We start from the raw sequence: 21,359 nt of genomic DNA on the forward strand, positions 1-21,359 counted from the left end.
TTCCAGTCCCCATGCTCAGTCGATGACGATGAGTTCGCGCGCCACGTCGCAGAGGCGTTCGCCGCCGCGATCCGTGACGACGAAGGATTCCGAGATGGCGATGCCGAAATCGTCGAGCCAAACGCCGGCCATGAAATGGAAGCACATCCCGGACTGCATCTTGGTGGTGTCGCCGGGACGAAGACTTGCGGTGCGTTCGCCCCAATCGGGCGGGTAGGCGAGCCCGACCGGATAGCCGACGCGGCTCTCCTTCTTCAGCCCGTTCTTCCTCAACACTGCCTGCCAGGCGGCTTCCACCTCTTCGGCGGTGTAGCCGGGGCGGGCCTTCTCAATGCCGGCGTCGACGCCCTCGACGATCGCCTTGGCCATGTCGACGAGGACTTGCGGCGGCTTGCCGAAATGCACGGTCCGCGTCAGCGCCGCATGATAGCGCCGCCGCACCCCGGCGATCTCCAGAATGGCGAGGCCGCTGTCCGGCAGCGGCGCGTCGGACCAGGTCAGATGCGGCGTGCTGGTGCCCTCGCCGACGGGCATCAGCGGACAGATCGCGGCATAGTCGCCGCCCGCTCCGGGCACGCCCGTGATCTGTGCGTGGTAGATTTCCGCAATGACATGGTTCTGCGGCACGCCGGGCCGCATTTTTTCTATGGCGCGTTTCATGGCGTGTGTGCAGATCGCACCGGCCTCGCGGATCAGCGCCAGCTCGGATTTGACCAGCCGCGCCCAGTTGACGAGATCGTGGTTGTTGGCGAAGTGCGCGTCAGGCAGCCCGCTGACGAGATGGGCATGGCAGCGCGCGGTGTAATAATGCGCGTCCATCTCGACGCCGATGCGGGCGTTTCCCCAGCCACGCGACCGGATCAGCTGGGCGAGTTCGTCATAGGGGTGTTCGACGGGCTGCTGCACCAGCCGTTCCGAGAACGGCACGATGTTCTTCTCCGGCAGGCCGGTGGTCAGGCGTGCGCTCCTAGCGTCCTGCGCCCTGCCGAACCAGATCGGCCGGTCTTCCCTGAGATGGACGAGCACGCATTGCGGAACATAGAACGACCATCCGTCATAGCCGGTCAGCCAGCACATATTAGCTGGGTCCTGACAGATGATGAGGTCGAAGCCGGCCTTCTCCATGCGTGACTTCACGCCGGCCAGGCGCTGCGCATACTCCGCTTGCGTGAAAGTCCCGAAACCGCTCGCGCTCGCCACCGAAGTCCCACCTGCCAGTACGCTGGTTTTTTCTTAAATTGTGCACAACTGGCAATAATGTGTGGTCTGATTACGAATTATTACCAGATTTCTGTAGTTTTTATATCTTAGCTTGCACAATGTCTAGGGCAGTTGTATACGTCTTGACAGGCAGGTGTCGACCTCGAAGAAGGCCGCGCCCGGGAATATCAGTCAGTTGTTCAATGGGAGAAAAGCATGTTCAAATCATCGATATCGCGCCGGATGGTCGTGAAAGCCGCCGCCTGCCTCGCGCTTGCCGCGACATCATTCACGGCGCTGCCCGCTTATGCGGAAACCACCCTCGAACAGGCCAAGAAGGACGGCTATATCCGCGTCGGCTTTGCCAACGAGGCGCCGTTCGGTTACGCCACGCCTGACGGCAAGCTGACCGGCGAAGCGCCGGAAGTTGCCAAGGCGGTACTCGCCAAGATGGGTATCGCGCAGGTTGACGGCGTGCTGACCGAGTTCGGCTCGCTTATCCCAGGTCTCAAGGCCGGCCGTTTCGATATCATCGCCGCCGGCATGTTCATCAATCCGAAGCGCTGCGCCGAGATCAATTTCTCCGAGCCGTCCTACGGCATCGGTCAGGCCATGCTGGTGGCAAAAGGCAATCCGAAGGGCGTGAAGGACTTTTCCAGCATCAAGGAAAACCCGGATCTCAAGCTCGCCGTGATGGCCGGCGCCGTCGAGGGCGGCTATGCCAAGGACGCTGGTGTCGCCGCCGGGCAGATCGTTGCCTTGCCCGACCAGTCCAGTCTGGTCGCCGCCGTCCAGTCGGGCCGTGCCGACGCTGCCGCGCTAACCGCTCTTTCGATCGCCGACATGGCCAAGAAGGCCGACGGCGTCGAATCGACCAAGCCGTTCGGCGAGGTTGCCGGCAAGTCGGTGAAAGGCCATGGCGGCTTCGGCTTCCGCAAGGAAGATACCGACCTGCAGGAGGCGTTCAACGCCGAGCTGAAGACGTTCCTCGGTTCGCCGGAGCACATCGCGCTGGTCGAGCCGCTCGGCTTCGGCAAGGACTACCTGCCCAACAAGACCACCGCGGAGCTTTGCGCGGGCAAATAGGTTCCCAACTGCTGGCGGCGCGAAAGCGCCGCCCCTTTTTCCTAGGGGAATCCGCATGGGAATCCGTACGCTCGTTGCCATGCTGGTCGTCGCGCTTGTCGTGATCGGTGCCTTGGCAACGCAGGAATCTTACAAAGTGTTTATGCCGGGGCTGCTGCAAGGCGCGGTCCTGACGATCGAGATCGCTATCCTCGGCAGCCTGCTGGCAATCGTCATGGGCGTGCTGGCGGCGCTGGCAAGGATGTATGGCCCGGTGCCGCTCAAATGGCTGGCCACGGTCTATGTCGAGATCTTCCGCGGCACCTCGGCGCTGGTGCAATTGTTTTGGCTGTTTTTCGTGCTGCCGCAATTCGGTGTCACGCTCAACGCATTTCTGGTTGCTGTCCTGGCGCTCGGCCTGAACGTTGGTGCTTACGGATCGGAAGTCGTGCGCGGCGCGATCCAGTCCGTCGCCCGCGGACAGTGGGAGGCGTCTACCGCATTGAACATGAGCCGCCCCCAGATGCTGCGCCGGATCATCGTGCCGCAGGCTTTCGTCGCCATGATCCCGCCTTGGGGCAATCTGTTCATCGAGCTTTTGAAATCGACAGCGCTGGTCTCGCTGATCACGCTCTCGGACCTCGCCTTCAAGGCGCAGCAAATGAACCAGAACACGTTCAAGACCATTCCGATCTTCACCCTCGTCCTGCTGATGTACCTGGCAATGTCGCTGGTCGTGACCATCGGCATGCGGCTTCTCGAAAGGCGGGCTTCGCTCGGATTGGCGCGGGGGAAGGCAGCATGATCTGGGACTGGGCATTTGCTTTTGAAATCCTGCCGGTGCTCGCCAGCGCTGCCATCGTTTCCATCGAGGCGACGCTGATCGGGTTTGCGCTTGCCGCCTCGCTTGGCCTGGTGCTGGCGGTGGTCCGCATCGCCGTGCCGTGGACCGGCTGGACGATTTCGGTGCTGGTCGAACTGATCCGGTCGACCCCGTTGCTGATCCAGATATTCTTTCTCTATTTCGTCTTTCCGAAATTCGGTGTCGTGCTCGACGCCTTCACCGCCGGGGTGCTTGCCATCGGTATCCACTACGCTGCCTATTGTTCCGAGGTCTATCGCGCCGGTTTCGACAACATCCATCGCGGCCAGTGGGAAGCCTCGGTCGCCCTCAATCTGTCAGCCTGGACGACGTTCCGCGACATCATCATTCCGCAGGCGATCCCGCCGATCGTTCCGGCGCTCGGCAACTATCTGGTTGCCTTGTTCAAGGAGACGCCATTGCTTTCCGCAATCGCCGTGCTGGAGCTGATGCAGACCGCCAAGATCATCGGCTCCGAAACCTTCCGCTACACTGAGCCGATGACGCTGGTCGGCCTGTTCTTCCTTGCCATGAGCCTGGTTTCCGCTGCGCTCATTCGCTCCCTCGAAGGCTTGCTCAACCGGAGGACCATGCGATGACGGAACAACCGATGGTCCGCTTCGACAATGTTTCGAAACGCTACGGCGCGCTGACCGTTCTCGACGGGCTCAATCTGGACATAGCACGCGGCGAGAAGGTTTCCATCATCGGGCCGTCCGGCTCCGGCAAGACCACGGTGCTGCGCATGCTGATGACGCTGGAGACGATCAATGACGGCGTCATCTGGGTCGAAGGCGAGCCGCTCACCCACATGGAGAGGAACGGCAAGCTTGTTCCCGCCGATCTCGCGCACATCCGCAAGATCCGCGCCAAGATCGGCATGGTGTTCCAGTCGTTCAACCTGTTCCCGCACATGACGGCGATGCAGAACTGCATCGAGGCGCCGATAACCGTGCTCGGCATGAAGCGGGCCGATGCCGAGGCGCGTGCGGCCGAGCTGCTCGACATGGTCGGCCTGTCGGAGAAGAAGGACCACTATCCCTCGCAGCTTTCCGGCGGCCAGCAACAGCGTGTCGCCATCGCCCGCGCTTGCGCCATGCGGCCCAAGATCATGCTGTTCGACGAGGTGACCTCGGCACTCGACCCCGAACTCGTCGGCGAAGTGCTTGAAGTCATCCGAAAACTCGGCAGGGAACATGACCTCACCATGCTGATGGTCACCCACCAGATGGGATTTGCCAAGGAATTCTCCGATCGCGTCTGCTTTTTCCATGCCGGCAAGATCTGCGAACAGGGGCCGCCAAACGAGTTGTTCGGCGCCCCCAAGAACGAGCGGACGCGGCAGTTCCTGCACGCTGTCCTGGAGGCTGGATGACGCTTGAGACGGATGCCGCGCCCCTGGCCGCGACCGCCGCACCGCCGCGCCCGCTCTCGGCGCGGGAGCGGTTCGAGCGTATCTACCGGATATTGCGCGACCGCATCTGCCTGCTCGACTATGCGCCCGGCAGCCATCTCTCCGAGGAAGAGCTTGCCCAGGAATTCCAGATCAGCCGCACGCCGGTTCGCCGTGTCCTGGCGCGCCTCGAATCCGAGGGTCTGGTTCAATCCGTCCATGGCGTCGGCACGATCGTCACCGACGTCGACATCGAGGAATTGCAGCAGGTCTATCACTTGCGCCTGGAGCTGGCGCTCCTCGTCGGCAAGCTTTCGCCGATCCCGCGCACGGCGGACGACCTCGACCGGATAAGGGCACTCATCGCGCACTGCGATTCCGATGTGCTCAATCCCGACCAGCGCGCTTTCCTGCGCCTCAACATGGATTTTTTCTACGAGCTCACCGCGATGACCGGCAACCAGCCGCTGCGCGAGATCAGCGAGCGCCTGTATTTTCAGGTCGCGCGCGTCGTCCTGAAGATGATGCCGCAGTTGGGCCTGGTCGAGGAGTTCACTGCGTTCCGCCGCGAAATGGAAGAGGTGCTTGCCGCCGCCGAGATCGGCGACTGGGAGTCGATCGGGCACATCAGGCGAGCCCATATCTCGATGAGCTTTCGCCGCATGATGCGTCATGCAGGCGAGGTCAACCTATCCGGCGGAACTCTGTAATTCACGTTTGACCTGGCGCACGCCCGGGTCACGACCGGTGGGCACCGCTTCGTCGGCCGGCGACCAGCTTCAGCCAGGGCGCAAAATGGAAGGCGCTCATCAGCAGGTACATCATCGCCATTTCGTTCAGCGGCGACGCATCTTGCGCCGCGCAGATCATGTCGGCATCACCAGTAACGGCCGTCAGCAGCGCCATGATTGCGAAGGTGGGCGCGGCCGCCAGCGATAGCCAGTCGGCCGCGCCGGCGGCGACATTGTCGGTTGGGAAATCGGCAGATCCGCTGCCTTCGGGCATCTTCTGGTCGGGGTGGAGTGTCATCGAGACGTCGTCCCTTTTCGACACGGCGCGCTGGTTGTTGGTGCTGAGATAGATTAGGACCGGACATCGAAAGGTGAGAGTGACAAGTGTGACGGGATTCCGATGGACTCGCTGATCACCGCTGCGGCGCGCGCCCTTGCGACGGGTGATCCTCTTGGCGCTTTGAAGCGGGTCGCCCTGCGTGAGGATGCGCCTGCGCTTGCGCTGCGCGGCATCGCGATGGCGCAGCTCGGCGATCTCGTCCGAGCAAAGGCTCTTCTCAAAAGTGCTGCGCGCGCCTTCGGTCCGAAAGAGGCAGTGGCCCGCGCGAGGTGCGTCGTCGCCGAAGCCGAGATCGCGCTCGTCTCGCGCGACCTCGGCTGGCCGGCGAAGGCACTCGACGCCGCGCGGTCGACGCTTGAAAAGCACGGCGACCACGTCAATGCCGCGCATGCGCGCAATCTTGAAGCGCGGCGCCTGCTCCTGATCGGACGCCTCGATGAGGCCGAGAGCAGGCTCGCCGGCTTCGACCCGACGACGCTCCCACCCGCGTCGAGGGCCGCCCACGAGCTGGTGATTGCGGGGGTCGCGCTACGCCGCCTCCGGACCAAGGCGGCGCGCGCTGCGCTCGGGCGGGCCGCGCACGCGGCGGGCCAGGCGGACATTCCAGCGCTGACGGCCGAGGTTGAAGGCGCATCCCTGGTGATGAACACGCCCGCGGCGCGGCTGATCGCGCGCGGGGTTGAGCGCCCGCTCCTGCTCGAGGAGGTCGAAGCGCTGCTGGCGTCGGGGGCACTCGTCGTCGACGCCTGCCGCAATATCGTGCGGGACGCCGGCATGATCGTCTCGCTGGCGACGCGCCCGGTCCTGTTCGCGCTTGCGCGTGCGCTGGGCGAAGCCTGGCCCGCAGACGTGCCGCGGAGCACGCTCGTCGCACGCGCCTTCGGCGGCAAGCACGCCGATGAATCGCATCGCGCCCGGTTGCGGGTCGAAGTCGGTCGGCTTCGGGTGGAGATGCGGTCACTGGCGGATGTGAGCGCGACCAAGCGAGGCTTTGCGCTTAAGCCGCGCCGCCCACGCGATGTCGTGGTGCTGGCGCCGCCCGCCGACGAGCCGCATGCAGCGGTGCTCGCCTTCCTCGCCGACGGCGAGTCGTGGTCGAGCTCGGCGCTCGCAATTGCGCTCGGAGCCAGCTCGCGCACCGTGCAGCGCTCGCTCGAGCAGCTTGCGGCAGCAGGCAAGGTGCAGTCCTTCGGCCGCGGGCGAGCGCGCCGTTGGATGACCCCGCCGGTGCCGGGATTCCCGACAATCTTGTTACTCCCCGGCTCACTGTCGGGTTACTAGTGTCATGGACAATTCAACAGATCTGAGCCTGGAGCAGAAGCATGAAACGATCTGCAGCTGAAGTCCTCCGCGAATATGGACCCTTTCCGGGTGTCGACCAGGTGGCTGGGGTTACATTCGACGGTCAGCAGGTCTGGTTTGCGTCAGGAGACAGGCTGAACGCCTTGGATCCTGCGAGCGGCAATGTGGTGCGCGCGATCGATGTCGCCGCGCACGCAGGAACGGCCTTCGACGGCCAGCACCTGTTCCAGATCGCCGAAGATCGCATTCAGAAGATCGATCCCAACACTGGCCGCGTGCTCGCCACGATTCCGGCGCCAGGTGGCGGCGGCGACTCCGGACTCGCCTGGGCCGAAGGCTCACTTTGGGTGGGGCAGAATCGCGGTCGCAAAATCCACCAGATAGACCCCCAGACAGGGGCAGTTCTTCGCACAATCGATTCCAACCGTATCGTCACAGGGGTCACCTGGATCGACGGCGAACTCTGGCACGGCACCTGGGAAGGTGACGAGAGCGATGTCAGGCGGATAGATCCTGAAACCGGAAAGGTCCTGGAGAAGCTTGAGATGCCGCCTGGAACAGGCGTGTCGGGGCTCGAGTCCGATGGTGGCGATCAGTTCTTCTGCGGCGGTGGAAACAGCGGCAAGGTGAGAGCCATCCGCCGACCCAGCCGAGGCTCCACGAGCAGTTAACCGAAGCGGCTCGCGGGCCCGCTTTCCGCTTTGACGAACCGTCCGCCGGAGCGGCCATCAACGTGGCGGACCGGATCGCTGGAGCCCTTAAGCGCTGCTGGGCTTGGCGCGGCGTTCGACGATGTAGATGTGGTCGGCCACCAGGACCACATCGCCATGCTGGTTGATCACCTCGCAGCGCTCGATGACGCGACCCGACTCCGGCCGCTTTGGGTCGTCTTGCTTGGCCGAGATGGTGGTGCGAGTCTTGATCGTATCGCCGATGAACACCGGCTTGATGAAGCGCAACCTGTCATAGCCATAGGAGAACGCGACCGGGTTGATGACGCTTGCCGTCAGTCCGACGCCGACCGAGAAGACCAGCGTGCCATGGGCGATGCGCTGGCCGAACGGCGTCGTCTTCATGAACTCGGCGTCCATGTGGTGAGGGAAGAAATCACCGGTATGGCCGGCATGCACGACGAAGTCGGTCTCGGTGAGGGTGCGCCCGCTGGTCATGCGCGACGAGCCGATCTGGTAGTCCTCGAAATAGACAGTCTGCTCCATGTCAGGGCCTCGCCGCGATCGGTGTTGCCGGCGCCGCGCTCGATTGGTACGCGGCCTCGACCAGCGCCATGGTGCTCCAGGCGTCCTCGACGGAACTGACAAGCTCGGCGTCTTCGCCTGAGGCGTAGCGTTGGACATTGGCCATGCGGCCGACGAATGCGTCCGGAAACCATTCGCCGACGAGCGGCACCGTGACCCAGTCTGAGCCGCCCCTGGGACAAATTTCAAGGACATCGGGCTCGCCGCGCGGATAGTCGAGGTTGAGCCCGAGCTCGAGATAGGCGGCGCCCTCGGTTCCGCAGATGCGGAACTCGCAGGCCTGGTGTTTTCGGCCAAATTTATGATCATGATTGATCGACAGTGCACAGCGCACAATATCGCCATAGTCGAGGATCGCGCTGGTGCGGGTTTGCGCAACCTTATGGCCGGGATGACCGAGCGTCCTGGCGTGAATCCCCTTGGGATCGCCGAGCAATTGCCGGATCAGGTCGAGATAATGAATCGAATGCATGGCGATCTCGACGCGCGGCGCCTTCAGCAGGAATTCCCACAGCTGCCAGGGTGTCGCCAGCGCCAGCCAGGCGTCGAAGTCGACGACGTCGCCCAGCCAGCCCCTGGCGATCGCATCCTTCAGCGCCAGCATCATCGGCGCGAAGCGAAGCTGGAAATTCACCGCCGCTTTCAGATTTTTGGCGCGGCAGATTTCGAGGATCTCGGTGGCCTCGCTGAGGTCGCTGCCCATCGGCTTCTGGATCAGCGCTACGGCGCCGTCGGGCAGCACCCTGAGCACACCGGCATGATGAGCCGGCGGCGTCGCCAGGTCGAAGATGACGCCGTCGATTGACGCAGCCTCCTCGATCGACCGGTAAGCGGTGACGCCCCAGTTGGCCGCGAGTTTTTCCGCCTTGGCGTGGTCTGGATCGAAAAGCCCGGCGACCGGAAAGCCGGCTTTCCGATAGGCCGGGAAGTGCGCGTCGCCGACGATCGAGCCGGCGCCGAAAATGACGATCGGCCGCGGCTTCGATGGCTTCGCCCAGGACTGGAAGAGCGAGGCTGGGTCGAAAACGCCATCAGTCATGATGGAAGACTTCGTCCATCGATGCCCACCATTCGCCCTCCTTGCGGGTCGGCAGCGGCTCCTGGCAAGGCATGCACAGCGCCCACCATTCCTGCGTCATGGGATCGGCGGCCATCTTCGCCATGTCGGCGGCATAGTCGGTGCCGTGGTACTCGAAAGTGCTGAACAAGAGATGCTCCGGCTCCTTGAGATAGATCGAATAGTTCCTGATGTTGCAGGCGGAAATCATCGCCAGCACGTCAGGCCAGACGGCTGCGTGAAGCCGCACATATTCGGTGACCTTTTCCGGCTTGAGGCCGAGCACCATTGCCATCCGCTGCATGACCGGCTCCTGTTTCACTATCGTCGTTATGAATGCCGCGATGCGTTGCGTTGCACCGGCGGTGATCTGCCCACTATTTACATACAAACAAATAATTTACACAATCACCAAGCCGATGGTCCTTCGGATGCTGACCACGGGGAGTGACTATGGCGGAGGACGAGGACGATGACCGCTATCGCGCGCCGGCGCTCGACAAGGGTCTCGACATCCTTGAGCTTCTGGCCGGCGTCGATGGCGGCCTGACCCAGGCGGAAATCGCCAAGAAGCTCGACCGCAGCCCCAACGAGTTCTACCGCATGTTGGACCGGCTGGTGCGGCGCGGCTACGTCACGCGGCCGGATGGCGACCGTTACTCGCTGACGCTCAAGCTGTTTGGCCTGGCGCATCTGCACGCGCCGGTGCGGCGGCTGGTTTCCTATGCGACGCCGCTGATGCGCGAACTTGCCGAGACCTCGCAGCAGTCAAACCAGCTTGTCGTCTTCGACCGCGGTTCTGCCGTGGTGATCGCCCAGCAGGAGGCGCCGGACTATTGGGGCATCTCGATTCGCGTCGGCGCGCATGTCAGCCTGTTCGACACCGGCTCCGGACATGTGCTGCTGGCGTTCCGCTCGCCGGAAGAGCGGCGGATGATGATCTCCGAACATCTGCGCAGCGCCCACAAGCCGCCTCAATCGCCGGACTTCTTTGCCCGTCTCGACCAGATCCGACAACGCGGCTATGAAATGATGGCATCGATGCAGACCGCCGGTGTGTTCAACCTGTCGGCACCCGTGCTTGGCTCGGACGGTAGGGCGATCGCCGCGCTGTCGATCCCCTACATAACCCTGATCAACGCACCCAGGGCGCCCGACATTACGAGGACCATAGAACTGTTGCTGGCAGCGGCCGAAAAGCTGTCGCAACTGGCGGGAGCCGCTGCCAAGCAGGCGACTGATTGAACAATTTCTGCGTGAGATGATTTTGAAACGGCGAAGGAGGAGCGCGCAATCATGATCTTCGATACCCATCTGCATCTGATCGACCAGTCGGCGTTGCGCTACCCTTGGCTCTCCAACGTGCCGGCGCTGAACCGCGATTTCCCCTACGACGAATATGCAGTCCAGGCTCGCCGCGCCGGGATAGATGGCGCGTTGCACATGGAGGTCGATGTCGATCCAGCCGATATCGAGGCTGAGACCAGTCACGTAAAGGCGCTGTCACACCAGAAGGACAGCTTGCTGCGCGGGGCAATAGCCGCCTGCCGTCCGGAAGAGCCGGGCTTTGCCGCCTATCTCGAGCGCCAGCGCGCCGATCCTTTCGTCAAGGGTTTTCGCCGTGTGCTCCACGTCGTGCCGGACGGGCTTTCGGAAGGCGTGCTGTTTCGCGATAACATCAAGCGGCTTGCCGGCACCAAACTGACCTTCGACCTCGTCGTCCTGCCGCATCAGATCCCCAAGGCGATTGCGCTTGCCGACCTCGCGCCGGACGTGCAGTTCGTGCTCGACCATTGCGGCGTGCCCGACATCAAGGGCAGCAGTGAGCATCCCTGGCGCGAGCATATGGCGGAGATCGCGCGGCGCCCGAACGTCGTCGGCAAAATTTCCGGTGTGGTCGCTTATGCGGACGCTGGATCCTGGACAGTCGAAACGCTGCGTTCCTATGTCGAGCACACCATCCAATGCTTTGGCTGGGACCGCGTCGTGTGGGGCAGCGACTGGCCGGTCTGCACGCTTGGCGGCGGACTAGCCACCTGGATTGCGGCGACGCATGCGCTGCTTGCCGGAGCAAGCATCGATGAACGGCAAAAGCTGCTCTCCGCCAATGCGAAGCGGCTGTGGAATTTGTGAGAAGTTAGCGAACTCTGCCACAGCTCAGCGCCGGGTGTCGGAGACTCTTCACAAACAGGCGATTGAGATCGGCGACGACGCGGCCGGCATCGTGCCTTTCGGTCAGGCCGAGATTGATGCGATCGGAGGCCGCCTGCTGGAAGGCCATGTAGCCATCGTGGCGTGGCCTGACCCAGGCCCTCTCGAGCGTGGCGCGGGTGTCCTTGTAGAAATTGCCGGCGGCTGCGTTGACGGCGGCATCGTCCCAGGCTGCGGCATGGCCGGGCTGGCCGCCGGCCGACGCATAGGGGCCGCGCTGCACCTCGCCGCTGGCGATCCAGTAGGCAAAGTCGATGGCCTCTTGCGTGGCCTTCGAAAAGGCCGACACGGCAATGCCGGTTCCGCCGAGCGCCGACCCGACTACACTGGCGTCGCCGGCAGGCGGAATGTCGGCGAAGGCAAGGCGGCTGCTGCGGAATCCGGCGATGGCATAGGAAACGTAGCCGTAGATCAGCGGCGCGCAGGCGATCCGCGTGCCGGAGCTGGCCATCTCCTCCAGGACGCCGATCGGGTCCATGCCAAGGCAGGTCGGATCGACGAGAGCCGCGATCTCGCGCATCATCTCGAAAACGCGGCCGCCGATGTCAGGGTTAATGTGGTCGCCAGGCTCTTCGACGGCGGGCCTGCCGAGATTGCCGGCAAGCGTGTAGAACACCATCAGCGAATGCGGCGGCCTGAGCGGCAGCAGCACGCGGCCTTGCCGCGCCAGGTCGAGCACCTCGGACCAGTTCGCCGGCGCGGCGGAAAGCATGTCCGGCCGCCACGCCTGCACCTGGCTGGCCGTGTCGATCGGAAACGCCCACTGCCGGCCTTGCCAGTTGTAGCTAGGATAGGACTGGCCGACGCTGCCTGCCGCCAGTGCCGCGCGTTCCTCTTCACGCCCCACAACGTCTAGCGGCGCCAGACAAGTCTCGGCGGTGATCTGGCCGACATGCGGATGATCGATGACGATCAAATCGTAGGCACGGGCCAGGTCCTCGACCGGAAACGATTCGAAATCCTGCAGCGAGCGCTTGTCCCATTCGATGGTGACGCCGGTCTGCTGCTTCCACAGTCCCGAACAGGCGACCATCGGGTCGTAGCCGCGCGGATGGCTCCAGGTCATGCCTTTGAGCGTCACGTCGCTCACAGCCCGAATTCTTCACGGATCTTTGCGCTGTGCTCGCCGATGCGCGGCGCCGCCCGCTCGACCTTGGCGCGGACGCCATCGACCCTGAGCGGCGAACGCGTGGTGAGGATCGAGACGTCATCCTCGCGCGTCACGGTCTGCAGCATGTCGAGCACCTGAAAACCTTCGCTGGCCATCATTTCTGGCCAGGTCAGCACCCTGGCGCACCAGATGTCGGCGGGCTCGAGGATGGCAAGCCAATCGTCAACGGTTTTCGTCGCGATTTTTTGCGCAATGATCGCCTTGATCTCGTCGCGGGCGGTGAACCAGGTCGACGGCTGATCGCGAAAGGGCGCAAGCTGTTCGAGTGCCAAAAGGTCGGCCAGCTTCGGGATCGGCGTCATGGCAATCGCCAGATAGCCGTCCTTGGCCGGATAGACGCCGTAAGGCGCCGACAGATAGGCATGGGCGCTGCGGAACGCCGATCGCCGTGGCAGGCGGCGTCCGTCATTGAGATGCGTGGTCAGCACCTCGAACTGGAAGTCGACCAGCGCTTCGAGCAGGCTGGTCTCGACATGACTGCCGGTGCCGGTCAGGCCGCGCCGCACCAGTGCGGCAAGGATGCCTTGCGCGGCGGCGGCGCCTGCCAGCATGTCGGCAATCGCCAGGCCGAAGGGCACCGGACCCTGGTCCTCGTCGCCGTTCAGCCACATCACGCCGGAACGCGCCTGCGCCAGCAGATCCTGCCCGGGGCGCTTGACCCAGGGGCCTTCTTCGCCATAGCCGCTGATCGAGGCATAGACCAGGCGTGGATTGATCTTGCGCACCGCCTCGTAGTCAAGGCCAAGGCGCTCGATGACGCCGGGCCGGAAATTCTGGATCAGCACGTCGGCCTTGGCCAGCAGGCCGCGCAGCGCCGCCAGATCGGCCTCTTCCTTGAGGTCGATGGCAAAGCTTTCCTTGGCCCGGTTGATGGCGTGGAAGATGGTGGAATCGCCGCCGATCTCGGTGTCGCTGAGATAGAGCCGGCGCGACAGGTCACCCCCATCGGGGCGCTCGATCTTGATGACGCGGGCGCCGAGGTCGAGCAGCCGCAGCGAACAGTAGGGCCCGGACAGGAACTGGCTCATGTCGACGACGACCAGCCCGGTCAGCGGCAATTCGGCAATGGCAGCCATCGCCTATGTCTCAGTCTTGCCGGCGAAATCGGCCGGATTCCGGCACTTCACCGTCTGCAGGTGCTCGCAATAAAGCACGAGCTCTCCTTCACTCTTGAAGACTTCATAGCTGGCGCGGATCAGCCCCATCTCCTTGTATTGGGTTTCGTGTCGAGATTGGATTGCACGATTCCCCGTACCAATCTTCTTTGGTGAATAGTATTTTCACATATGGGATTGTGTTTCAAGCGTGAACAGGCGAAATTTTGCCGCGATCCGCTGCGGCTGGGTGCCGGCGGAAAAAGGGGATTTCGATGCAGGACGCCTGTCTGGTCTTCGTCGGCAGCCTCAACCGCGAGGCGCCGTATTTTCAGGGCGCGCGCGGCGTTGGGCTCGGTGTCTACAGTTTCGACGAAGAGACGCTGGAGACGAGGAAACTGGCCGAGACGGGAGACGTCGACAATCCGACCTTCCTGTCGGTGACGCCGGGCGGCTCCCATGTCTATGCCAATTCCGAAGTGTTCACCTGGCGCGAAGGTGTGGTCTCGGCCTACCATTTCGACAGGCAAACCGGCACGCTTTCCTACATCAACAAGCAGCCGACGCTTGGCAGCATCACGGCGCACAACACCGTCACGCGCGACGGGACGAAGCTCCTGGTCGCAAATTACGGCATGGGCGAAGGCGGCCCCGATCGCTCGCTCGTCGTCTACGGACTGCGCGACGATGGCGGCCTGACTGCGCCGTTGTCGAGCGTCGCCCATAGCGGAACTGGTCCCGACGCAGTTCGTCAGGAACGTCCCCATGCCCACAGCGTCACCGAGACGATTGCCGGTGGCGTGGCGATGGTCGCCGATCTCGGCATCGATCGGCTTGTCGCGTACCGCATCGGGCCCGCCGGCGGCCTGACCAGACTGGCGGAGTCGGCGCTTGCGCCCGGCGCTGGGCCACGTCACGTGGCGCTGCATCCGGGCGGGCGCTTCGTATTCGTCATGAACGAACTGGATTCGACGGTCGTCTCGCTTGCGCTGGACGAAGCGTCGGGCAGGCTCACCGAGATCGACACGAAGCCGGCCGTGCCGGCCGCGGCGCGCGACGGCAATCATTGCGCCGACATCCAGATATCGCCCGACGGCCGCTTCCTCTATGGCTCCAACCGCGGCCATGACAGTGTCGTGGTGTTTTCCGTCGACCAGCAGACGGGCACGCTTGCGCTGGTCGACCATGCGCCGTGCGGGGGCGCTACGCCGCGCAATCTGGCACTGACGCCCTCAGGTCGCCATCTCTTCTCGGCCAACCAGAACGCCGACCGCATCTCGATTTTCGCGCGCGATGCGGCCACGGGGCGGCTGGCCGACACCGGGCGGTTTATCGAAATCGGCACGCCGATGTGCGTGAAGATCGTGCGTTGAAAGCCTTGCTCTCCTTCCAGCAGCGAGGGCGTGCACAGTCCTGTGATTTCGGCTGAGCCATCAGCGTGGTAGCTTACAGTCGTTCCGCTGCGGAGTCGCCATGCGTACCAAGCTGCTAGAAATCACCCTTGCTATGCTGGTGCTGGTCGGCGGCCTTCCAGCCGGCCATGCGCAAGTGGCCGAACGGCCGTCGCCTTCGGGCGGCGTTCTGTCGCTGCTCCCGCCGCCCCAGGTCTCAGATCATTCGATCGTGATCGCGGGACGCACGCTCAACTATCAGGCAAGTGCCGGCACGCTGTCGTTGCTATCCGGCAAGGGCGACATCACCGCGGAAATCTTTCATGTCGCCTACACGCTGCGTCCCGAGCCAAGCCGGGAACCTGATCCCCGTCGCCCGATCACTTTCGTATTCAACGGTGGTCCCGGAGCGGCTTCCGCCTATCTGCATCTTGGCGCGCTTGGTCCACGCGTGATGGCGACAGCGGCCGATGGAAGTTTTCTCCCACCGCCGCAGCGGCTTTTGGACAACCCGAACACCTGGCTCGACATGACCGACCTGGTCTTTGTCGATCCCGTCGGAACCGGTTACAGCCGCGAAGCATCCGGCACCGAGGCACGCAGCTTCTGGGGCGTCAATCAGGACGCCGCCGCGATGGGCGCCTTCATCCGGCTCTATCTGGCACAAGCGGGCCGCACAGCGTCGCCGGTGTTTCTTGCCGGCGAAAGCTATGGCGGGTTTCGGGCGGCACTGCTTGCCAAGACGCTCCAGGATGATATCGGCATCAGCCCTCGCGGCATCGTGCTCATCTCGCCGGCGCTCGAATTCACGCTCGTGCGGCCCGACGAGTTCCAGCCGCTTCACTGGGCGCTTGAGCTGCCGTCGCTGGCGGCGGTGCGCCTGCGCAGCCAAAGCGTCACCGGTTCCGAGTTGCGGGAGCGGTTGGCCGATGTCGAACGCTATGCGCTTGGCGACTATCTCGTCGCGCTTGCCAGCGGGCTCGAACAGGGCGGGCGTCTGGCGAGCCCGCGCGTTGCTGAAATCACCGGCCTGCCGCTCGAACTCGTGAAACGAAACTTTGCACGCATTCCCACCGCGCTCTTCGCCAAGGAGTTTGCGCGGGCAAGGGGCAATGTTCTCAGCGTCTATGACGGCACGATCGAAACGGCAGACGTTGCCCCGGAAAGTCCAAGGCCCAGCGGCCCTGATCCGGTGCTCGACCGAAGCGTGCCGGCGCTCACTTCCGCCTTTGTCAGCTATGTCAGGGAGGAACTGAAATTCCGTACCGATCTAAGCTATCGGCTTCTCAACCGTGAAATCAGCGGCAATTGGGATTACGGGACGAGCCCGACGCGTCAGGGCTATACCGGCGTGATGGATGACCTTCAGCAGGCGCGCGCACTAAATCCCAGCCTCGGCGTTTTGATCGTCAACGGCTACACCGACCTGGTGACGCCCTATCTGGTGTCACGCTATCTTGTCGGCCAGGTTCCTTCGCTTCCCGGCGCAACGCCTATCCGCCTCGAACTGCTGGAAGGCGGCCACATGATGTATTTCAGGCCGGAGAGCCGGCGCGCGCTGAGAGAGGCCGCGTCCGAGCTTTACCAAGCGCCGAAATGAGCGCGTAAAAGAGACAAATCCGCCTCGTCGCATGAGAGGCGGATGACGCAACACGAACCGGCGAGGCGAACAAGTCGATGACATCTCAGCCTGCAGAACTGACCTGGCTCAACCCGCCACCGCATCATGCCTTCGGCGACAGCACCGTACATGTGCGGACCGGCAAGGAAACCGATTTCTGGCGCGAGACTTTTTATGACTTCTGGCGTGACAATGGCCACTTCCTCTACCGGCAGGTCGAGGGCGATTTCAGCGCCGAGGTCACCGTCAAGGGGGACTACAAGGTGCTCTATGATCAGGCCGGTTTGATGGTCCGGCTGAGCGAGACGCATTGGGTCAAGGCCGGCATCGAGTTCACCGACGGGCTCGCCTATTTTTCCGTCGTCGTCACCAATGATGCTTCCGACTGGTCGTTGGTCAGCATCCCGGCCGGTCCGGACGGAGTCAGGATCCGGCTGAGCCGCCATGCCGAGACAATCCGCGTTCAGTATCGCGATGCCTCCGACCATCGCTGGAAGCCGGTGCGGCTCGCATACTTCCCGCCCTCGAAAACAGTCGAGGTCGGCATGATGTGCTGTTCGCCGCAACGCGAAGGTTTCGAAGTCACATTCAGCGATTTTTCAGTCGGCCCGGCGATCTCGAGGGAACTCCACGACTGACGCGTCCTGTCACCGGATCGGGGCGACGCTTCACAGCAGTATCGTTCCGACAGCCGAATTGCGCGGTCGAAGAAGCTACCGAGCATTCGCCTCGTCCCGGTCGAACTTGAAATCGGCGGGAAGGCGGCCGCGGAAGGCGCGAAGCCGCTTCAGCAATTCCTCGCGCGCAGGTTTGCGCGCGACGCCGAGTCGTCGGGCATCGGCGACGTGGATCTCAATCTCATCGCCCTCCCTGAGTTCGAGGACCTCGACCACAACGGCAGGAATACGGATAGCGAGGCTGTTGCCCCACCTGGCGACCTTCATCACACTCTCCTATGCATATGCGCCATGATATCGGAACTGCCCGGGCGGCCGACCTCCTGGCCGGCCGATCCAGAAGCATCCGTCAGCCCGGATGCTTGAAGGTTTCGCCAAACCAGTTTCGCCACCTGGGCTCGCCCTCGGCGGCGCGCTGTTCGGCGTCGTCGCCATAAAGATACAGGGCCATGCTGGCGTTTGCGCTGCCATCGATATCATAGGTTCCGATCAGGGCAATGCCGGGAGCAGGTGCAGTCAGGCGCAGCGCGATGAAGCGCTGCTTGTCGTCCTGCCGCACGCGTTCGACTATGCCGGATAGTCTCTCCGGCTGCTGCGGGCCATTCCGCTGCTCGCCGACATTTGCGCCGGCCAGTCCGAGCGTCTCGGTAAGTTGCCTCCAAATCGAGAGTTGGTCGGCCTTCGTGCTGGCCATGACGCTGAAGCTGGCGGCGTTTTCGCCAGCGAAGTGCGAAAGGTAAATGCGCAGCACCTCGAAAAAGCCGGGCCAGCCGCTCTCGAACCCTTCCAACTGATCATCCCAATCGTCGGTCGAGGCAAACAGCGAATGGACCATGCGGACGACGCAACGATCACCCGACCGGCTGGTCACGGTGATCTCCGTTGCGACAGGCGGCGCGCCTTCGCTCCAGTCGCGTTCGACATAGCCGAAACGGAACGGCGGCTCCCAAATCGTCACTTCGCCGGTGGACGCGCCATTGGGACCGAAGTCGAAATGAAGCCTGCCGCCGACATGCTCGTCGATCGTGGTTTTTGTGAACCAGGCAGTGTTGCCGGGACCCGTCGCAATGGCCCGCCACACCTCCTCAGGTGTGCCGGGCGTGATGAACTCCATCTCGACCCAACGCTTTCCGGTTTCATCTTTCTTGATCGGCATGGGAACTCCTTTCAGGGTTTGGCGTCCTCACGGTCGGGGCCGGGTGCGGTACGACGCCACTACGAGCCGATGCGGCCGCCAAAGCTCAAGCACACTCATTTTCGTATTGACAAAATATTTTGTCAATACGCTGATGGCTGAAAGCGGCTATGGTGCGTCGTCGCCGTGTCGTGTGATCTGAGCGTTCGCAATCGAGCCGAATTCATGAAGAGAGGGCGAACCTGAGACCGCAGAACTCTTCATGCAATGACATTGCAGCGCTTGGCCGTGAGTGTGCCATGGAACAGCCGTTCGGACGTTATTTGCCTGCCGGCCGCCAAACGCAGCGCTGACTTTCCGCCAACGGCATCGAGATTGGATCGAGCGTTGCTTTGATCGCAACAACCTGCGTGTCACCGTAAAGGCCTGAACCAAGCCTGAGGCAGGAGGAGGTTGACCATGGCCAGGATTGTACCCGTGCTCGATCTCAGCCGTCTCGAACAGGGCGCGTCGGAGCGTCGGACCTTTCTGTTCGATCTGCGCACGGCGGCCCGCGATGTCGGCTTCTTCTATCTCAGCGGCCATGGAATTTCGGCTGTGGAGATCGACGAGGTGCTCGACGCCTCGCGGCGGTTCTTTGCCTTGCCGGAAGCCGACAAGCTGGCCATCGAAATGGTCAAGTCCCCGCAATTCCGCGGCTACACGCGCACCGGTGGCGAACTGACCAGGGGCAAGGCCGATTGGCGCGAACAGCTCGACATCGGCGTCGAGCGTCGACCCATACCAAAGGGGCCGGGCATTCCTGCCTGGACGCGGCTGCAAGGGCCGAACCAATGGCCTTCGGCCCTGCCGCAACTCAAGCCGGCACTGCTGGCATGGCAGACCAGGGCGACGGCGGTGGCAGTCCGCCTGCTGAAGGCCTTCGCGCTGTCGCTCGACCAGGCCGAGGATGCTTTCGATCCGATCTATAGCGGTGAGCCCAACCATCGCATGAAGATCGTGCGCTATCCCGGGCGCGACACAACCGGCGGCGACCAGGGTGTCGGCGCACACAAGGACGGCGGTTTCCTGACGCTCCTGCTTCAGGACGACAACAAGGGGCTGCAGGTCGAATATGACGGAAGCTGGGTGAATGTGGATCCGATCCCCGGAACGCTGGTGGTCAACATCGGCGAACTCCTCGAACTGGCATCGAACGGCTATCTCAGGGCAACGGTTCACCGTGTCGTGACGCCGCCGGCCGGTGTCGAGCGGATTTCCGTTCCGTTTTTCTTCAGCGCCCGGCTCGACGCGACGATCCCGCTGCTGACCTTGCCTGAAGAACTGGCTGCCGAGGCGCGCGGACCGGCGAGCGATCCGGACAATCCGCTGTTTCGCGACGTCGGCACCAATGTGCTGAAAAGTCGCCTGCGCTCGCATCCCGACGTGGCGCGCCGGCACTATGCCGATCTGCCAGAGACAAGGGTTGAGACAAGGGCGTCACCCGTCTGAAGTGGTCAGAGCACATAGAACAGGAATTTTCGTCGTCCCGCCGGCTTTTGGAATTTTGTTCGTCGCCAACCCGCCCAAACAGGCTCAAACAGGCGACACCGTTCGACGGTTTCCTCCCATCCGCTGAACGGTGTTCCCCTCTGAAGGTGTAAACCTTCTTTTGGCCGGGCCGTATTCGAGCCCGGCCATTTTTTTCCGCGCTCCCTTGGCGAAGGCGCCAGAGCCGATTCTTCAAAAAGCGCGTCATAAGGAATTCACGCGACGCGCTTTAAGTTCTTTATTTTTATGCATGTCGTCATCCCAAAACCGCTGCGCACTTTTGGGCGAAATGCGTTAGCTTCCCGCCAACGACAATCCACGGGCGCGTTCGCACAGCAGCGCAAGCAAATCGCTGCGCCGTGCTTCCGGTGTGTCGACCGGCAACACGAAGCAAAGAGTCTTGTTGATGGCGCCGTAGCTATCGCGGATGGGCGCGGCCATGCACCACGTGAAGCGGTCGGCGAGGGCGACGGTCTCGCTGAAACCTTGCCGGCGGGCCAGGGCGACATCGCTGAAGAATTCGGCTGGCGCAATGACGCGGCCGTCGGGCAGCTTGTAGTCGCCAGGCGGGATGAAGTCCTTCACTTCTTGCTCGCTCATATGGCCGAGCAGGAGCCGCCCGGACGCCGTCCACGGGATCGGCACCTCGACCCCGACATCGCTTGAAATCCGGAACGGGCCGGAAGAATCACGGCAATCGAGAACGATGTATTTGTTCCCGCGCAGGCCGCACAACTGCACGGTCTCGCCGGTCTCGGCCGCCATCTTGTCCAGCGTCTCGATAATGCGCCGGTAGTGGGCGTTGTGATGCGAGTAGGCCCAGCCGAACAGATGCATAGCCCGACCGAAATAGACGTAGCCTTCCGTCCCGACGTTTTCGAGCATTTCGGCTTCGAGCAGGCTGTTGACGATTTCGTAAGTGGTCGAACGCGGTGCGCCGATCATCTTGGCGATGTCGCCGACGCGCATCGGCGCGCGGTGCCGCAAAAGCGCTTCCAGCAGCATGATGACGCGGTCGATGCCGCGGCGGCGTTCGCCATTGCGCGGCTCGGCGCCGGCTTCCGTTTCGATCAGACCAGTAGCTCCATCGCTCATGTCGGCCGCATCCGCGTAAAAATCAATTCGGCCCTCGTCTCAAGACGCTTGAAAGATGTCAAGGCTCAGTCTAGCATCCCATTTGTCTGATATACAGACCCATTGTCTGAAATATCAGACAATAACGAGCCAGGCGCAGAACGTTCTGACGAGAAAAACAGGCGGTTTCCGGATGCGGCAACCGGCGGGTTTTCTCGTCCGGACCCCGCACGTCCAGGCATAACCTCA

The 21,359-nt window shown here is 63.0% G+C and carries 23 protein-coding genes and 1 pseudogene; 13 read left to right on the top strand and 11 right to left on the bottom strand.

The genetic code is table 11. From position 1 onward, the window contains the following. Nucleotides 1–15: 15 nt before the first annotated feature. Complete coding sequence (locus AC0L2V_RS26115; RefSeq protein WP_473521573.1) at nt 16–1,200, bottom strand: M24 family metallopeptidase; 1,185 nt, start codon at nt 1,198–1,200, stop codon at nt 16–18. Between the two features lie 216 nt (nt 1,201–1,416). On the opposite strand from AC0L2V_RS26115, the gene ehuB reads away from it, so the two are divergent. From ehuB to AC0L2V_RS26140, 5 genes are read left to right on the top strand one after another with little or no spacing between them, the layout of a single operon-like run. Then, entirely contained in the window at nt 1,417–2,286 is an 870-nt protein-coding gene (ehuB, locus tag AC0L2V_RS26120) for an ectoine/hydroxyectoine ABC transporter substrate-binding protein EhuB (RefSeq protein WP_023800462.1), read from the top strand. Between the two features lie 55 nt (nt 2,287–2,341). Next, the gene (gene ehuC / locus AC0L2V_RS26125) at nt 2,342–3,070 is read left to right on the top strand and encodes an ectoine/hydroxyectoine ABC transporter permease subunit EhuC (RefSeq protein WP_473521574.1); all 729 of its coding nucleotides are present in this window, start codon (nt 2,342–2,344) and stop codon (nt 3,068–3,070) included. After that, a complete protein-coding gene (gene ehuD, locus AC0L2V_RS26130) occupies nt 3,067–3,726 on the top strand; it encodes an ectoine/hydroxyectoine ABC transporter permease subunit EhuD (protein ID WP_023800464.1) in 660 nt (219 codons plus the stop codon). The genes ehuC and ehuD overlap by 4 nt, the downstream gene beginning before the upstream one ends. Beyond that, nucleotides 3,723–4,502, top strand: a complete 780-nt coding sequence (gene ehuA / locus AC0L2V_RS26135) for an ectoine/hydroxyectoine ABC transporter ATP-binding protein EhuA (RefSeq protein ID WP_027152502.1) — start codon at nt 3,723–3,725, stop codon at nt 4,500–4,502. Before ehuD ends, ehuA begins: the two co-directional genes overlap by 4 nt. Next, nucleotides 4,499–5,230, top strand: coding sequence for a GntR family transcriptional regulator (locus AC0L2V_RS26140; protein WP_473521575.1), 732 nt, complete (start codon nt 4,499–4,501; stop codon nt 5,228–5,230). The genes ehuA and AC0L2V_RS26140 overlap by 4 nt, the downstream gene beginning before the upstream one ends. A gap of 28 nt (nt 5,231–5,258) precedes the next feature. Here AC0L2V_RS26140 and AC0L2V_RS26145 read toward each other — a convergent pair whose 3' ends face one another. Further along, nucleotides 5,259–5,525: a hypothetical protein gene (locus AC0L2V_RS26145; RefSeq protein ID WP_473521576.1), complete on the bottom strand. Its 267-nt coding sequence runs from the start codon at nt 5,523–5,525 to the stop codon at nt 5,259–5,261. A 126-nt stretch (nt 5,526–5,651) separates the two neighbouring features. Here AC0L2V_RS26145 and AC0L2V_RS26150 point away from each other — a divergent pair, with 126 nt between their 5' ends. Together AC0L2V_RS26150 and AC0L2V_RS26155 are read left to right on the top strand one after the other, a co-directional pair. Then, a complete protein-coding gene (locus AC0L2V_RS26150; protein ID WP_473521577.1) occupies nt 5,652–6,872 on the top strand; it encodes a helix-turn-helix domain-containing protein in 1,221 nt (406 codons plus the stop codon). A gap of 41 nt (nt 6,873–6,913) precedes the next feature. After that, entirely contained in the window at nt 6,914–7,564 is a 651-nt protein-coding gene (locus AC0L2V_RS26155) for a Vgb family protein (protein WP_473521578.1), read from the top strand. Between the two features lie 87 nt (nt 7,565–7,651). On the opposite strand, the gene AC0L2V_RS26160 is transcribed toward AC0L2V_RS26155, so the two are convergent. Genes AC0L2V_RS26160 through AC0L2V_RS26170 form a run of 3 tightly spaced genes read right to left on the bottom strand, consistent with a single transcriptional unit; the run spans nt 7,652 to nt 9,510 of the window. Continuing rightward, complete coding sequence (locus AC0L2V_RS26160; RefSeq protein WP_473521579.1) at nt 7,652–8,110, bottom strand: MaoC/PaaZ C-terminal domain-containing protein; 459 nt, start codon at nt 8,108–8,110, stop codon at nt 7,652–7,654. A 1-nt stretch (nt 8,111) separates the two neighbouring features. Beyond that, nucleotides 8,112–9,188, bottom strand: coding sequence for a Gfo/Idh/MocA family protein (locus AC0L2V_RS26165; RefSeq protein WP_473521580.1), 1,077 nt, complete (start codon nt 9,186–9,188; stop codon nt 8,112–8,114). Further along, complete coding sequence (locus tag AC0L2V_RS26170; RefSeq protein ID WP_473521581.1) at nt 9,181–9,510, bottom strand: L-rhamnose mutarotase; 330 nt, start codon at nt 9,508–9,510, stop codon at nt 9,181–9,183. Before AC0L2V_RS26170 ends, AC0L2V_RS26165 begins: the two co-directional genes overlap by 8 nt. Before the next feature lie 149 nt (nt 9,511–9,659). Here AC0L2V_RS26170 and AC0L2V_RS26175 point away from each other — a divergent pair, with 149 nt between their 5' ends. Further along, the gene (locus AC0L2V_RS26175; protein WP_473521582.1) at nt 9,660–10,451 is read left to right on the top strand and encodes an IclR family transcriptional regulator; all 792 of its coding nucleotides are present in this window, start codon (nt 9,660–9,662) and stop codon (nt 10,449–10,451) included. 51 nt (nt 10,452–10,502) lie between these two features. Further along, entirely contained in the window at nt 10,503–11,339 is an 837-nt protein-coding gene (locus AC0L2V_RS26180; protein WP_473521583.1) for an amidohydrolase family protein, read from the top strand. Between the two features lie 4 nt (nt 11,340–11,343). Here the strand turns inward: AC0L2V_RS26180 and AC0L2V_RS26185 are convergent, their stop codons facing one another. The 3 genes and pseudogenes from AC0L2V_RS26185 to AC0L2V_RS26195 all read right to left on the bottom strand — a co-directional run. Beyond that, nucleotides 11,344–12,507: an extracellular solute-binding protein gene (locus AC0L2V_RS26185; protein WP_473521584.1), complete on the bottom strand. Its 1,164-nt coding sequence runs from the start codon at nt 12,505–12,507 to the stop codon at nt 11,344–11,346. Beyond that, nucleotides 12,504–13,664, bottom strand: a complete 1,161-nt coding sequence (locus AC0L2V_RS26190) for a CaiB/BaiF CoA transferase family protein (protein WP_473521585.1) — start codon at nt 13,662–13,664, stop codon at nt 12,504–12,506. Before AC0L2V_RS26190 ends, AC0L2V_RS26185 begins: the two co-directional genes overlap by 4 nt. Nucleotides 13,665–13,667: 3 nt before the next feature. Continuing rightward, nucleotides 13,668–13,802: pseudogene (locus AC0L2V_RS26195) on the bottom strand (amine oxidase); the annotation flags it as partial. Nucleotides 13,803–13,957: 155 nt separating this feature from the next. On the opposite strand from AC0L2V_RS26195, the gene AC0L2V_RS26200 reads away from it, so the two are divergent. The 3 genes from AC0L2V_RS26200 to AC0L2V_RS26210 all read left to right on the top strand — a co-directional run bounded on the left by AC0L2V_RS26200 (nt 13,958) and on the right by AC0L2V_RS26210 (nt 17,332). Further along, entirely contained in the window at nt 13,958–15,055 is a 1,098-nt protein-coding gene (locus AC0L2V_RS26200) for a lactonase family protein (RefSeq protein WP_473521586.1), read from the top strand. Between the two features lie 100 nt (nt 15,056–15,155). Then, nucleotides 15,156–16,673 carry a S10 family peptidase gene (locus AC0L2V_RS26205; protein ID WP_473521587.1) on the top strand — a complete coding sequence of 506 codons (1,518 nt, stop codon included), beginning with the start codon at nt 15,156–15,158 and terminating at the stop codon, nt 16,671–16,673. A gap of 77 nt (nt 16,674–16,750) precedes the next feature. Then, nucleotides 16,751–17,332 carry a DUF1349 domain-containing protein gene (locus AC0L2V_RS26210; RefSeq protein WP_473521588.1) on the top strand — a complete coding sequence of 194 codons (582 nt, stop codon included), beginning with the start codon at nt 16,751–16,753 and terminating at the stop codon, nt 17,330–17,332. A gap of 75 nt (nt 17,333–17,407) precedes the next feature. On the opposite strand, the gene AC0L2V_RS26215 is transcribed toward AC0L2V_RS26210, so the two are convergent. Beyond that, nucleotides 17,408–17,638 carry an AbrB/MazE/SpoVT family DNA-binding domain-containing protein gene (locus tag AC0L2V_RS26215; RefSeq protein WP_473521589.1) on the bottom strand — a complete coding sequence of 77 codons (231 nt, stop codon included), beginning with the start codon at nt 17,636–17,638 and terminating at the stop codon, nt 17,408–17,410. 82 nt (nt 17,639–17,720) lie between these two features. Next, entirely contained in the window at nt 17,721–18,527 is an 807-nt protein-coding gene (locus AC0L2V_RS26220) for an SRPBCC family protein (protein WP_473521590.1), read from the bottom strand. Nucleotides 18,528–18,965: 438 nt separating this feature from the next. Between AC0L2V_RS26220 and AC0L2V_RS26225 the strand changes: the two genes are divergently transcribed. Beyond that, a complete protein-coding gene (locus tag AC0L2V_RS26225; protein WP_473521591.1) occupies nt 18,966–19,997 on the top strand; it encodes an isopenicillin N synthase family dioxygenase in 1,032 nt (343 codons plus the stop codon). 333 nt (nt 19,998–20,330) lie between these two features. On the opposite strand, the gene AC0L2V_RS26230 is transcribed toward AC0L2V_RS26225, so the two are convergent. Next, nucleotides 20,331–21,131, bottom strand: coding sequence for an IclR family transcriptional regulator (locus tag AC0L2V_RS26230; RefSeq protein ID WP_473521592.1), 801 nt, complete (start codon nt 21,129–21,131; stop codon nt 20,331–20,333). Nucleotides 21,132–21,359 lie beyond the last annotated feature (228 nt).

The organism is Mesorhizobium sp. WSM4814, from assembly GCF_055811595.1.